We start from the raw sequence: 12834 nt of genomic DNA, 5'->3' as shown, positions 1-12834 counted from the left end.
ATTACGAGGACTTTCTATGCTTGCGTATTTGCTTACGCGTGGATATCTTCTTGACGGAAGAATTTCGCCGTGAAGTACTCGCGGTTCATTCTTGCAATATTAGTCAATTTAATTCCTTTCGGACATTCTGCTTCACAAGCACCGGTGTTGGTACAGTTTCCGAAACCTTCTGCATCCATTTGGTCAACCATTGCTTGCGCACGTTCGTAACGCTCGGTTTGACCTTGTGGAAGTAAGGCGAATTGAGAAATCTTAGCCGATACGAATAGCATCGCAGAAGCATTCTTACAGGCCGCCACACAAGCACCACATCCGATACAAGTTGCCGACTCGAAAGCCTCATCTGCAACACGCTTAGGAATAGGAATTGTGTTCGCATCAGGAACACCACCTGTGTTGATATTTACATAACCACCAGCCTGTTGGATACGGTCGAAAGAAGTTCTATCTACCGCTAAGTCTTTCAATACCGGGAATGCAGCTGCACGCCAAGGTTCAATTACGATGGTTTGACCATCGTGGAAAGAGCGCATGTGCAATTGACAGGTCGTAATTCCGTATTTAGGACCATGAGGACGGCCATTGATTACCAAGGAACACATTCCACAAATACCTTCACGACAGTCGTGGTCGAAGTAAATAGGATCTTCACCTTTGCGGGTGATATCCTCGTTTACCACGTCAAGCATTTCTAGGAACGACATATCATCAGCGATATCTTTCGCTTGGTAAGTAACGAATTGACCTTTATCGTTTATATTTTTTTGACGCCAAACTTTCAGCGTTAAATTCATATGTCCACTCATAATTGTAATATTGAGTATCAATAGGCTATTGCTAGCCTATTGCTTATTTATAACTTCTTTGTGTTAACTTCACGTTTTCGAATACTAACTCTTCCTTGTGCAATACTTCCGGTTGGTTATCCCCTTTGTATTCCCAAGCTGCTACGTATGTATAGTTTTCATCGTCACGTTTTGCTTCTCCTTCTTCAGTTTGTGATTCCAAACGGAAGTGACCACCACATGATTCGTTGCGGTTCAAGGCATCGTCTACCATTAACTCCCCTAATTCTAGGAAGTCGGCCACACGACCTGCTTTTTCCAACGACATGTTCATCTCTTCGTTTTCACCTAATACACAAGCATCAGACCAGAACTCTTTACGTAAATCCTGGATTAATCCTTTCGCTTTGGTCAATCCTTCAGCAGTACGAGCCATACCACAGTACTCCCACATGATGTGGCCAAGTTTCTTGTGGATATCATCAACGGTTTTACTACCTTTTAAAGCTAATAATTGGTTGATTTTATTTTCTACCTCTTTACGCGTTTCTTCGAATGCTGGGTGATTTTTATCGACAGGTTTGAAGTTACCGATTTTCGCTAGGTAATCACCTACCGTGTAAGGGATTACGAAGTAACCATCCGATAAACCTTGCATCAATGCCGATGCACCTAAGCGGTTAGCACCGTGGTCAGAGAAGTTTGCTTCTCCTAAACAGTATAAACCTGGTACTGTAGTCATTAAGTTGTAGTCAACCCATACACCACCCATGGTATAGTGAACGGCCGGGTAGATACGCATTGGTTGTTCATAAGGGTTCTCGTCGGTAATCTGGTAGTACATATCGAACAAGTTACCATATTTCGCTTCTACCACATCTTTACCTAAGCGGTTGATGGCTTCAGCGAAGTCTAAGAATACAGCAACACCTGTTTTTCCCACACCACGACCTTCGTCTACCATTTCTTTGGCGTTACGAGAAGCCACGTCACGAGGTACTAAGTTACCGAATGAAGGGTATTTTCTTTCTAGGAAGTAATCGCGATCATCTTCTTTGATGTCTTTCGGTTTAATTTCACCTTTACGCAATTTCTCGGCTAATTCAATAGTTTTAGGAACCCAAACGCGGCCATCATTACGTAATGACTCTGACATCAGGGTTAATTTCGACTGGTGATCGCCGGTAACCGGGATACAAGTCGGGTGAATTTGCGTATAACAAGGGTTTGCGAAGTAAGCACCACGTTTGTGCGCTCTCCAGGCTGCCGTAACGTTACATCCCATGGCATTCGTAGAAAGGAAAAACACGTTTCCATAACCACCAGTACATAAAAGTACGGCGTGTCCTTCGTGTGATTCAATTTTTCCGGTTACCATATCACGGGTAATGATACCACGTGCTTCGCCATCGATCTTCACAAGATCTAACATTTCATGGCGGGTGTAAGATTTTACTTTTCCTTTTTGAATCTGACGGTTTAGTGCAGAGTATGCACCTAACAACAATTGTTGTCCTGTTTGACCACGTGCATAGAAAGTACGGGATACTTGGGCACCACCGAAAGAGCGGTTATCCAATAGACCACCGTATTCACGTGCGAAAGGCACACCTTGTGCCACACATTGGTCGATAATATTTACAGAAACTTCCGCTAAACGGTAAACGTTCGCTTCACGCGCGCGGTAGTCACCACCTTTAATGGTGTCATAAAATAAACGGAACACGGAGTCACCGTCATTTTGGTAGTTTTTTGCCGCATTGATACCCCCTTGTGCTGCGATGGAGTGCGCACGACGCGGAGAATCTTGGTAGCAGAAGGTTTTTACATTATAACCTAGTTCTGCTAAAGATGCAGCTGCAGATGCACCAGCTAATCCAGTTCCAACAACGATAATGGTGAATTTACGTTTGTTGGCTGGGTTCACCAGCTTCATATCAAATTTATGTTTTGACCATTTTTCGGCCAATGGGCCTGCAGGTACTTTTGAATCTAACATATCCTTTTTTTATTTAGTAGATCTCGCGGAGCTCAATCTGTAAATAACTATTTAACAAAATAAAAATACAATGGCATTGCGGCGAAGGCAATAGGAATCAGGATTCCGAAAACCCAGATACCGATCCATTTAATAATTCCAACATAACGTTTGTGGTTGAAACCAATGGTTTGGAAGGCCGATTGGAAACCGTGGATTAAGTGGAATGCTAAGGCTGCCATACCCAATAGGTATAAACCAACCAATAAAGGATTTTTGAAGGCTACAGCAACTTGTCTGTATAAATCTTTTGATTTCACCGTTTCAATGGTGCCGTCATTCAAGGACTGATATCCGATGTAGTCATTCGGAATTTCATCCAAGGAAATGATTTCTTGATTGCCGGTGGCAAGTTCCGTGTGGTACTCTACATAAGGCGTAGAACCAAACTTGTACTGGTACCAGAAGTTTTGCATGTGGGTAACAATGAAAACTAATAATACGGTACCTAAAATTCCCATGTTACGAGAGTTCCATGCGCTGTTTGCTTTGCCATCGTATTGGTTGTATCCAACAGGTCTGGCCGCTTTGTTCTTCGTCGTTAAAATTAAAGCATAAACCGCGTGAACAATAATGGAAAGGTAAAGTAAGTAAGATACTACCTTTATCGGCGTAAAGTGGGTCATAAAATAAGCGTAATTGTTGAACGCATACCCCGCATCATCTTTAAAGAGCTGTAAGTTTCCAATCAAGTGAACAATCAGGAACGTACATAAGAACAATCCTGTCAAGCTCATGATTAGTTTCTTCCCTAGTGAAGATGTTAATACTGGCTTTGATTTACTCATTATTACTATGAATTTAATTTAGTTCCGCAAATCTATCTATTTGATGACAATTTTATGAGATTTAACTACAAAATATGGCTAATTTAGAATCTTTCTAAGCTGTCCCTAAAAAAGAAAGGCCCGATTGTTATTCAATCAGGCCTAATCTTTTTATTTTCTAGTACTTACAGGATCGCATATCCTACACCAATAGACCACATACTGATCTTTTGGTTTTGGTTGCTATTGTTGCTAATATTGTTTAAACCGTGTTCATAACGCAAATCGATAGTGATGTTGCGGATGTCAGCACCGATACCGCCAATAATGCCAGTCGATGATTTTTTATAGTTTTCAAAATCCGTTGCCGATTTTACCGTTACTTTTCCGTCTTGTGCAAAAGAGAACACCGGACCCGCTTGGATACGGAAGCCGATAGGACCTAATCCAATCTTCGTACCTAATAGGATAGGCAAGTCCATACTTTTGATAGTTGCTTCACCTGACTCGTTGTCTTCGGTCGGTTCGAAACCTGCTTTTTTCTGTGAATAGTAAAGCTCCGGCTGAACGTGGAAACCAGCTGCGCCAATACGACCCCATACGCCTAATTGATAACCTGTCTTGGTGTCAGAGTTTAACCATTTTCCTTCTGATTTCAAGCTCGAGAAGTTTAATGCACCTTTTACCCCCAATTTAAAGCTAGGAAGCAATTGCGCTTGTGAAGCCTGCACCATAAGAAATAATGCAGCGAAAGCTAGTAGAATTTTTTTCATGTTAAAAATTTATATATTTACTATTTCTAAGCACTAAATTAGAAGTTTTTATTCATAAAGCGTAAGATAGATGATTAATTTCAAGATTCAATCGCAAGATTGGCCCGTATTAAAACTAAAATTACAACGTAAATATAATCACCTGACGGATGAAGATTTGAAATTCAACGAGGGCCAGGAAGAGGAATTATTGCAGCGTTTAGCCAAAAGACTGCATCGTAAGGTAGACTATGTATTGTTTACTCTCTCCAAAGAAATGGCCGATCTAAGTTCTAATCGTTTGTAACATGTCGGAACAGTTGATCAGCTGGGCTGATTTTGAACAAGTCGATCTTCGTGTTGGCACCATTGTCGGGGTTCAAGATTTTCCCAAGGCCCGCAAGCCCGCCTATCAATTGGAGGTAGATTTTGGTCCTGAAATCGGAATCCTTCGCTCCAGTGCACAAATTACAGCCTTATATACCCAGGAAGAACTACTCGGCAAGCAAGTGCAGGCCGTGGTCAACTTCCCGAAAAAGCAAATTGCCAATTTCATGTCGGAATGCCTGGTCACCGGGTATGAGGATGAGCATGGGGATATTGTCTTAGCGACAGTAGAGCGCGCAGTTCCCAATGGCTGCAAATTAAAATAATGAAGATTTACACATTTGAAGAGTCAACAGGTGGACTTCCGGTCAACCAAGATGAGCTCTATATGCGGGAAGCCCTAAAGCTGGCCCAGCAAGCCTTTGATGAAGATGAGGTGCCCATAGGAGCCATCATCGTTGCGCAAGGCAAAATTATCGGCAAAGGCTATAACCTAACCGAACGCCTGAACGATGTCACCGCGCATGCGGAAATGCAAGCCTTTACGGCGGCAGCCAATTTCTTAGGTGGCAAATATTTAAAAGATTGCACCCTCTATGTTACCGTTGAGCCCTGCGTGATGTGCGCCGGCGCTTCTTACTGGACGCAGGTCAGTAAAATCGTCTATGGCGCCCGGGATGAGAAACGAGGATACTCCGCGATTGGCAGTTCCATCATCCATCCCAAGACCACGGTTGTACCCGGAGTTTTAGAGGCCGAATGTGCAAACTTGATAAAGTCTTTTTTTCGTAATAAACGCTGATATTACTAACATTTTTACGTAATTACCAAACTATACTCTATCAATTTTGTTATCTTCGTGTATCTTATTTATGATCATAAACATTCATTAAATATATATAATTATGGCATTTCAATTAGAAGCGTTACCCTACGCAGCAGACGCATTAGAACCACATATCGATAAAGCAACCATGGAAATCCACCACGATCGCCATCACCAAGCTTACGTAGATAACTTGAACAAAGCTATTGCCGGTACTGATGCTGAAAATGCTTCTCTAGAAGACATTATCAAAAACATTAGCAAATACCCAGCAGCAGTTCGCAACAACGGTGGTGGTCACTACAACCACAAATTGTTCTGGACGGTGTTAGGTGCAAATAAAGGCGGTGAGCCAACGGGTGAATTAGCAACAGCAATTAATGAAACATTCGGTTCCTTTGATGAATTGAAGAAAAAACTACAAGAAGCAGGCGCTACGCGCTTTGGTTCAGGTTGGTCTTGGTTAATTGTTGGTGCTGATGGTAAATTAGCCGTAACATCTACGCCAAACCAAGACAATCCATTAATGGATGTGGCCGAAGTACAAGGAACACCAATCTTAGGTATTGATGTTTGGGAGCATGCGTATTACTTAAAATACCAAAACAAGCGCCCAGCCTACTTAGACGCCATCTTCAATGTGATTGATTGGGATGCTGTTGCTGAGCGTTACGCCCAAGCAAAATAAGCAACTCGCTTTTTAGCTTTAAAAATTAATTAAAAACGAACTTGGGCAACCTTGTTCGTTTTTTTTATATGCTGATATTAAGTTTTATGCTGCGTAAGCCGCCCCGAATACGACAATATATGTTTGTAAATGGGATAGATAAGTTTTAATTCTCCTGTGGAAAATAAGTAATTTCGTGCTGGTATAAAATGCGTTAACTATGACCAGGTTATTCCAATACCCTTTTCGCCATAGAACGTGCTGCTACCAAGAAATAATTTGTAATTGAAACGCTGGTTAAGCCTAAACCCTATTGGTTTTTAAGCAATGTTAGCCAGCTCATAAAATAGATTTAATTATGTTAAAAGGATTTTTTAATGTTCCAGTTCCTACCAATGAGCCTGTATACAGCTACGCTCCTGGAACCAAAGAAAGAAGCTTGTTGAAAGAAGCAATCGCTGCTGCCAGAGCAACGGAAATTGATATTCCTATGTATATTGCTGGGAAAGAGGTGAGAAGCGATAAAAAAGTGAAAATCACCCCTCCGCACGATCATAAACATGTATTAGGTTACTATCACCAAGGTACAAAAGCTCATGTGACGGATGCCATCAATGCGGCATTAGCGGCCAAAGAAGACTGGGAAAACCTAGCGTGGGAGCAACGTGCTGCTATTTTCTTAAAAGCTGCGGAATTAATTTCCAGCAAATACCGTTATAAATTGAATGCGGCGACCATGTTAGGTCAGTCGAAAAACCCTTACCAGGCAGAGATTGACTCGGCATGTGAGATTGCAGACTTCTTACGTTTCAACGTGAAATACATGTCTGAAATCTACGAACAACAACCGCCAATCAGCCCTAAAAATGTATGGAACCGCGTGGAGCAACGCCCATTAGAAGGTTTCGTATTTGCTTTAACGCCATTCAACTTTACCGCTATTGCCGGAAACTTACCTACTTCGGTAGCTATGATGGGGAATGTGGTGGTATGGAAACCATCCAACGCACAAATCTATTCGGCTAATGTGTTGATGGAGATCTTCCAAGAAGCAGGTGTACCTGATGGTGTTATCAACTTGGTGTATGTTTCTGGTCCTGATGCCGGCGATGTAATTTTTAAACACCCTGATTTCGCAGGTATCCACTTTACAGGTTCTACCGGCGTATTCCAGGACATTTGGAAAACCATTGGCGAGAACATCCATCTTTACAAAACTTACCCACGTATTGTTGGTGAAACAGGAGGTAAGGATTTTATCTTAGCTCACCCATCTGCTGATCTAAATGTATTGAATACTGCGCTAGTGCGTGGTGCTTTCGAATTCCAAGGTCAGAAATGTTCAGCGGCTTCCCGTGCCTATGTGCCTAAGTCCTTATGGAAAGAGTTGAAAGCCATGATGGAGAAAGATATTAAATCTTTCAAAATGGGCGGAACCGAAGACTTCAGCAATTTTATCAATGCCGTAATCGACGAGAAAGCCTTTGATAAAATTACCAAATACATCGATAGAGCGAAAGATTCTAAAGATGCAGAAGTGATTATTGGTGGAGGTTATGATAAATCGACAGGTTACTTTATCGAGCCTACGGTTATTGAAGCCAAGACTGGTGATTACGAAACCCTATCGGAAGAGTTATTTGGCCCGGTATTAACGGTTTATGTATATGAAGATAAGAAATGGGCAGAAACCTTGAAATTGGTAGATAGCACATCCATCTACGCCTTAACAGGTTCCATCATTTCGCAAGATCGTTACGCCATTGCAGAGGCTAGCCAAGCTTTACGTCATGCTGCAGGTAACTTCTACATTAACGATAAATGTACAGGTGCCGTGGTAGGTCAGCAACCATTTGGTGGTGCACGTGGTTCCGGTACAAACGATAAAGCCGGATCGATGATCAACCTTTTACGTTGGGTATCGCCAAGAACGATTAAAGAAACCTTTAATCCAGATACAGATTACAGATATCCTTTCTTATCCGCTGAATAAGGCGTTAAGAATTAACCCTATAAGAAGGAGGCTCGGCCTCCTTTTTTTATGCAAAAAAAAAACAACAGTCGGAAACGACTGCTGTTTTTCTCCCTTTTTATGAAACCTAGCGGGAATATGATTGTAAAAAGATTAATCTTCTCCTTGTACTTGAGCCTGATCTAAATCAACCCCTGATACTTGTGCGCGAATCTTCCCTTCTAATTCATCCATTAAATCCGGATTATCAAGCAAGAGGGTTTTCACTGCATCACGGCCTTGTCCTAATTTGGTATCGCCATAGCTAAACCAAGAACCTGATTTTTTCACGATGCCGTATTCTACACCTAAGTCGATGATTTCACCAACTTTGGAAATACCCTCGCCAAACATGATGTCAAATTCAGCAATACGGAAAGGAGGAGCGACCTTGTTTTTCACGATCTTCACTTTCACGCGGTTACCGGCAACTTCATCAGCCTCTTTAATCTGCGAAGTACGACGGATGTCTAAACGAACGGAAGCATAGAATTTCAAGGCATTACCACCGGTAGTGGTTTCCGGATTTCCGAACATCACGCCAATCTTCTCGCGCAACTGGTTGATGAAAATACAACAACAGTTTGTTTTTGCAATCGTACCAGTTAATTTACGTAGCGCCTGTGACATCAATCGTGCTTGAAGCCCCATTTTAGACTCACCCATTTCTCCTTCAATCTCACCCTTAGGTACTAATGCGGCAACCGAGTCAATCACGATTACATCAATAGCACCTGAACGGATTAGGTTGTCGGCAATTTCTAAGGCTTGCTCACCATTATCCGGTTGCGAGATCAAAAGGTTCTCGATATCAACTCCTAATTTCTGTGCGTAATATTTATCAAAGGCATGTTCCGCATCAATAATAGCGGCGATACCTCCTTTTTTCTGTGCTTCTGCAACAATATGAGTCGCTAAAGTAGTTTTACCTGAAGACTCAGGGCCATAGATTTCGATAACACGTCCTTTAGGAACACCGCCAATACCTAAGGCGATGTCTAAGCCTAAAGATCCTGTGGAAATAGATTCTATCGGTTCAACCGCTGAATCACCCAATTTCATAATGGTTCCTTTTCCGTAGGATTTCTCTAGCTTATCTAAGGTCAGCTGTAATGCTTTTAATTTATCTGCGTTGCTCATATTTTTAGTATATCGTATTCAAAAGTAATTTATAGTTTGCTTATCTCCAAATTTTATGCTAAAAAAATTAGTTTATTTTGTTTTTAGCTTGTCTTCTTAGTTCGCTATCTCAAAGAGGCCTAGGCTTCTTTGGCTTCTGCTACCTCCACAATTTTATGCGTTTGTGCATAGTATTTACAAAAATAACTGATTTTGCATTCCTCACATTTGGGTTTGCGGGCCAAGCATACATAGCGGCCATGTAAAATCAGCCAATGATGGGCCATGGCAATGGTATCTTTGGGTAGGTTTTTAACCAATTGTTTTTCCGCAGCTAGGGGCGTCGTGGCGCGGGAGGTTAGGCCCAAGCGTCTGCTCACCCGAAACACATGCGTATCTACCGCCATCGCCGGATTATGGTAAACAACGGAGGAAATAACGTTGGCTGTTTTGCGCCCAACCCCCGGAAGTTTAATCAGATCGTCTACCTGTTCTGGAACCACGCCATTAAATTCAGCCAATAGCTTCTGGGCCATGCCATGTAAGTGCTTGGCTTTATTGTTCGGATAGCTCACCGATCGGATGTAGGTAAATATCTCATCCACCGAGCTTGCCGCCAGCGATTCCGGATCTGGAAAGCGCGCAAAAAGAGCCGGGGTCACCTGGTTGATCCGTTTGTCGGTGCATTGCGCCGATAAGATCACCGCCACGAGTAATTCATAGGGATTCCCGTAATTTAACTCCGTCTGGGCATCTGGGTTATGGGTCGAAAAATACGCCACAAAAGCTTTGTACCTATCTTTTTTCAGCATAGTCAAAGATACGAATAAAAAAAGATAGGGCTACCAATGGGCAGCCCTATTCCTATATGATTTTTAATGTTTAGTTCGGGTATTTCACACCTCTATATAAAGAGATATCTACCTTTGGAAGCGATGAACTATAGGTTTTATTAATCGCATCGATAAATAGGTTTGCTACAATTGCATTTCCCATCGGCGTTAAGTGAATACCATCTAAAGAGAAGGCATTTCCTGTAATAAAGGCCGAACTGATCAGGATGCCATTATAGACATAGCCTGTTTTCACTTTGTTTAAGAAGGTATAAACATCCGCTACGGCAAGCGATTTGCTGGCGGCAATGCGTTTGATTTCTTTGTTGATATCAACAACGCGCTGGGCTACCAATTTCACCTCGTCAGCATCCAATACATCCTTATCCGGAACCGGATTTAAAGGCGAAGTACCTACGCCTTGCATCAGCATAGCTGTATTGAAGGTTAATGGGAATAGATCTTTATCTGTAGCTGCGCGTACGGTTGTTTTCGTTTTAATGTAAACATCTTTGGCCTTTCCCTGCGATCCCGCTTGAATGGCTGCGCTTAAACGTGCCGTGGTCACCGTATTGAAGAATGGAACCGCTGTTACATCGGGCACTGTTGCTACAACTCCTTTTTCTTGTTTAAGGGTTAAGCTTTCAATAAACTTGGTATACAGGTTTGTAAATACCGGTAGGGAGATTAACGCTTTGGTTGGGTCCTCTACAGGAACACCATTCACGTCTATGGTACTCACCGCACCATTTGTGGCATAACCCAATACATCATTGTTTCCTAACCAAAAGGAGAAGAAGGTATGTGCATGTCCAGCTGCATAAGCTTGATAGGTTAAGGTAGCTGGGGTATTATCTGGTAAAAGACGCTCAAAATAGGGGTTACCCATTACCGTACCAATGCCTGGCGCAAAGGCCATATCCAAACGCATGCCTGGTACGCCTAAGTTCTGAATCGGGTTCGTGAATTTCGTGTATAATGGTTTTCCAGCCGGATTCGCTCCACGAACAGCTACTTTATCGGTCACAGGTTCAGTAACCGGGTTGCCATCTTTTAAAGAAACTAAACGAATATAACCTGAACCGTTTGCTTGCTCTACGCTAAAGAATGGCGAGGTAAATTCGCCGCCACCAACAGCTTTCATTTGTGCCGCCATCAGGTTCGGGAAAGCCACTTGCTGACCTTCAAGGTATAAACCGCCATCGGCAAAGCCAGAAGTTAAGGAGTTTCCCACGGCAATAAAGCTGGAGAAATCGGCAGATCCTTTACTGAATGTTTTGGTTTCAAGTTCCGGCTTACATGAACTTACAATTCCTAAAATTGCAAGTCCTATATAGTATTTAAAATTCTTTTTCATTGTTTTTCAATTAAGGCTTACCACTTATAGGATACCGAGATACCTGGCGCGTGAATATTGGTTTGATACGTTCCGCGTAATTGCGTTTCCGCATTGGTTGTTGTACGGGCTAAGATATGTTGGAATACATAAGCGGCCGACATTTCCCATTTTGGCGAGAAGGCATAGGTTACACCTCCAGCCGCCATCGCGCGGTTGTTATCTGGTGTTTCCGGGTATACGTATTTTCCTTGAACCGGCGTATATACATAACCCACACCTGCACGTAATGCCAATTTATCATTCACATCGTAATTGACACCTACTTTTCCGGAGAAGGCATTCTGATATTTTTTCGCCGAACGCGTGTCTTGCAATACCGGGGTGTTGTTTGCGTAGTCAAATACCAGTTCCTTGTAGATGTCATAATTAATGAAAGATGCATCCATAGCGGCATCTACTTTCTCGGATAATGGGAAGCTGATGCCCACATTAAAGGTGGAAGGAAGGGGTAATTCTGCGTCAAATTTACCATTCGGGAAATTAGCAGCTAAAGATCCGGGTACCTCAAACGTTGCATCGCCATCTTTCAACTTTGTAACAACTTTGGAACGGTAGCTCAAGGAAATAGCAAACTGATCTTCCAGGTTATAATGTACTCCTAAGTTATATCCCATGCCTGTTCCGGTTCCTTTTAAGGTTGCTTGACCGGCCGAGCCATCTGGATAGAAGACAGGAAGGGCACGCCCCAAATCAACCAAACCGATGTTATAGACAAAACCACCACCCACACTAAATTGCTCGGTGATTTTAAAGCTTAAGGTCGGTTGAATGTAAATAGCACGCATGGAAAGATGCGTTAAAGAAAAGCGTCCTGGCCATTCTTTACCCCAATCTACGCCGCCACCAAAAGGTGTATAAACCCCAATACCGGCTTTCCACCAGGCATTTTTGGGGCCAAAAGTCGCGTATGCGCCAAATGGAGGCGATATTTGAAATTTAGTATCGTGTACTTGGTTGCTTCCGGCTTCACGGAAGGCCGAGCGGTACATCACCGCGCTGGCGCCCACTTGTACAGCATTATGATCCATCTTTACTAAGGCTCCAGGATTGTAGAATATAGATGTTTCATCTATGAACAAGGCTGAACCCGCACCGGCCATACCAACAGCTTTCTGGCTTTGCGTATTCACTTGTGAACCCTGAGCATGCAATAGCAACGGGGAAGCTAATAACAAACTGAGTAATAATCGTTTCATATAAATATTGATTAGCGTTTTTTCAAATCTAGATTTAATATGCTAACATAGCATTTTTTTATTAAATTTTTAAATTTTTGTCAATTTTTAATAATAATGAAGGATTTGATTTTC

At 42.3% G+C, this 12834-nt stretch carries 13 protein-coding genes; 5 read left to right on the top strand and 8 right to left on the bottom strand.

Features of this window, described 5'->3' with window-relative positions; all coding sequences use genetic code 11:
- Positions 1–32: 32 nt before the first annotated feature.
- The 4 genes from GQF63_RS10025 to GQF63_RS10010 all read right to left on the bottom strand — a co-directional run bounded on the left by GQF63_RS10025 (position 33) and on the right by GQF63_RS10010 (position 4363).
- Positions 33–806, bottom strand: a complete 774-nt coding sequence (locus GQF63_RS10025) for a succinate dehydrogenase/fumarate reductase iron-sulfur subunit (protein ID WP_212592529.1) — start codon at positions 804–806, stop codon at positions 33–35.
- A 43-nt stretch (positions 807–849) separates the two neighbouring features.
- Positions 850–2784 (bottom strand): fumarate reductase/succinate dehydrogenase flavoprotein subunit, encoded by a 1935-nt coding sequence (locus GQF63_RS10020; RefSeq protein WP_160369093.1) that lies wholly within the window; start codon positions 2782–2784, stop codon positions 850–852.
- A gap of 47 nt (positions 2785–2831) precedes the next feature.
- On the bottom strand, positions 2832–3611 hold the full coding sequence (locus tag GQF63_RS10015; RefSeq protein ID WP_160369092.1) for a succinate dehydrogenase cytochrome b subunit: 780 nt from the start codon (positions 3609–3611) through the stop codon (positions 2832–2834).
- A 164-nt stretch (positions 3612–3775) separates the two neighbouring features.
- The gene (locus GQF63_RS10010) at positions 3776–4363 is read right to left on the bottom strand and encodes a porin family protein (RefSeq protein WP_160369091.1); all 588 of its coding nucleotides are present in this window, start codon (positions 4361–4363) and stop codon (positions 3776–3778) included.
- A 70-nt stretch (positions 4364–4433) separates the two neighbouring features.
- Between GQF63_RS10010 and GQF63_RS10005 the strand changes: the two genes are divergently transcribed.
- From GQF63_RS10005 to pruA, 5 genes are all read left to right on the top strand, one after another.
- Positions 4434–4649 (top strand): hypothetical protein, encoded by a 216-nt coding sequence (locus tag GQF63_RS10005; protein WP_160369090.1) that lies wholly within the window; start codon positions 4434–4436, stop codon positions 4647–4649.
- A 1-nt stretch (position 4650) separates the two neighbouring features.
- Positions 4651–4995 carry a tRNA-binding protein gene (locus GQF63_RS10000; RefSeq protein WP_160369089.1) on the top strand — a complete coding sequence of 115 codons (345 nt, stop codon included), beginning with the start codon at positions 4651–4653 and terminating at the stop codon, positions 4993–4995.
- Positions 4995–5471 carry a nucleoside deaminase gene (locus tag GQF63_RS09995; protein WP_160369088.1) on the top strand — a complete coding sequence of 159 codons (477 nt, stop codon included), beginning with the start codon at positions 4995–4997 and terminating at the stop codon, positions 5469–5471. Before GQF63_RS10000 ends, GQF63_RS09995 begins: the two co-directional genes overlap by 1 nt.
- A 103-nt stretch (positions 5472–5574) precedes the next feature.
- Positions 5575–6183, top strand: a complete 609-nt coding sequence (locus tag GQF63_RS09990) for a superoxide dismutase (RefSeq protein ID WP_160369087.1) — start codon at positions 5575–5577, stop codon at positions 6181–6183.
- A gap of 337 nt (positions 6184–6520) precedes the next feature.
- Positions 6521–8155 carry an L-glutamate gamma-semialdehyde dehydrogenase gene (gene pruA / locus GQF63_RS09985; RefSeq protein WP_160369086.1) on the top strand — a complete coding sequence of 545 codons (1635 nt, stop codon included), beginning with the start codon at positions 6521–6523 and terminating at the stop codon, positions 8153–8155.
- A 132-nt stretch (positions 8156–8287) separates the two neighbouring features.
- Here the strand turns inward: pruA and recA are convergent, their stop codons facing one another.
- The 4 genes from recA to GQF63_RS09965 all read right to left on the bottom strand — a co-directional run bounded on the left by recA (position 8288) and on the right by GQF63_RS09965 (position 12720).
- Entirely contained in the window at positions 8288–9313 is a 1026-nt protein-coding gene (gene recA, locus GQF63_RS09980; RefSeq protein WP_160369085.1) for a recombinase RecA, read from the bottom strand.
- A 119-nt stretch (positions 9314–9432) separates the two neighbouring features.
- Positions 9433–10104: an endonuclease III gene (gene nth / locus GQF63_RS09975; RefSeq protein WP_160369084.1), complete on the bottom strand. Its 672-nt coding sequence runs from the start codon at positions 10102–10104 to the stop codon at positions 9433–9435.
- Positions 10105–10174: 70 nt separating this feature from the next.
- Positions 10175–11482 carry an SGNH/GDSL hydrolase family protein gene (locus GQF63_RS09970; protein ID WP_160369083.1) on the bottom strand — a complete coding sequence of 436 codons (1308 nt, stop codon included), beginning with the start codon at positions 11480–11482 and terminating at the stop codon, positions 10175–10177.
- A 17-nt stretch (positions 11483–11499) separates the two neighbouring features.
- Positions 11500–12720, bottom strand: a complete 1221-nt coding sequence (locus GQF63_RS09965) for an OmpP1/FadL family transporter (protein ID WP_160369082.1) — start codon at positions 12718–12720, stop codon at positions 11500–11502.
- Positions 12721–12834 lie beyond the last annotated feature (114 nt).

The sequence above is a fragment of the Sphingobacterium humi genome (assembly GCF_009768885.1).
GTDB classification, from domain to species: Bacteria; Bacteroidota; Bacteroidia; order Sphingobacteriales; family Sphingobacteriaceae; genus Sphingobacterium; species Sphingobacterium humi.
The sequence above is the reverse complement of the archived record's forward strand: the minus strand, read 5'-3'. Positions and strand labels throughout refer to the sequence as shown.

Coding starts and splice junctions, on each gene's coding strand:
- recA (WP_160369085.1), bottom strand. CDS start 9,313: ATGAGCAACGCAGATAAATTAAAAGCATTACAGCTGACCTTAGATAAG.
- GQF63_RS10020 (WP_160369093.1), bottom strand. CDS start 2,784: ATGTTAGATTCAAAAGTACCTGCAGGCCCATTGGCCGAAAAATGGTCA.
- GQF63_RS10005 (WP_160369090.1), top strand. CDS start 4,434: ATGATTAATTTCAAGATTCAATCGCAAGATTGGCCCGTATTAAAACTA.
- GQF63_RS09995 (WP_160369088.1), top strand. CDS start 4,995: ATGAAGATTTACACATTTGAAGAGTCAACAGGTGGACTTCCGGTCAAC.
- GQF63_RS09990 (WP_160369087.1), top strand. CDS start 5,575: ATGGCATTTCAATTAGAAGCGTTACCCTACGCAGCAGACGCATTAGAA.
- GQF63_RS09970 (WP_160369083.1), bottom strand. CDS start 11,482: ATGAAAAAGAATTTTAAATACTATATAGGACTTGCAATTTTAGGAATT.
- GQF63_RS10025 (WP_212592529.1), bottom strand. CDS start 806: ATGAGTGGACATATGAATTTAACGCTGAAAGTTTGGCGTCAAAAAAAT.
- nth (WP_160369084.1), bottom strand. CDS start 10,104: ATGCTGAAAAAAGATAGGTACAAAGCTTTTGTGGCGTATTTTTCGACC.
- GQF63_RS09965 (WP_160369082.1), bottom strand. CDS start 12,720: ATGAAACGATTATTACTCAGTTTGTTATTAGCTTCCCCGTTGCTATTG.
- GQF63_RS10000 (WP_160369089.1), top strand. CDS start 4,651: ATGTCGGAACAGTTGATCAGCTGGGCTGATTTTGAACAAGTCGATCTT.
- GQF63_RS10010 (WP_160369091.1), bottom strand. CDS start 4,363: ATGAAAAAAATTCTACTAGCTTTCGCTGCATTATTTCTTATGGTGCAG.
- pruA (WP_160369086.1), top strand. CDS start 6,521: ATGTTAAAAGGATTTTTTAATGTTCCAGTTCCTACCAATGAGCCTGTA.
- GQF63_RS10015 (WP_160369092.1), bottom strand. CDS start 3,611: ATGAGTAAATCAAAGCCAGTATTAACATCTTCACTAGGGAAGAAACTA.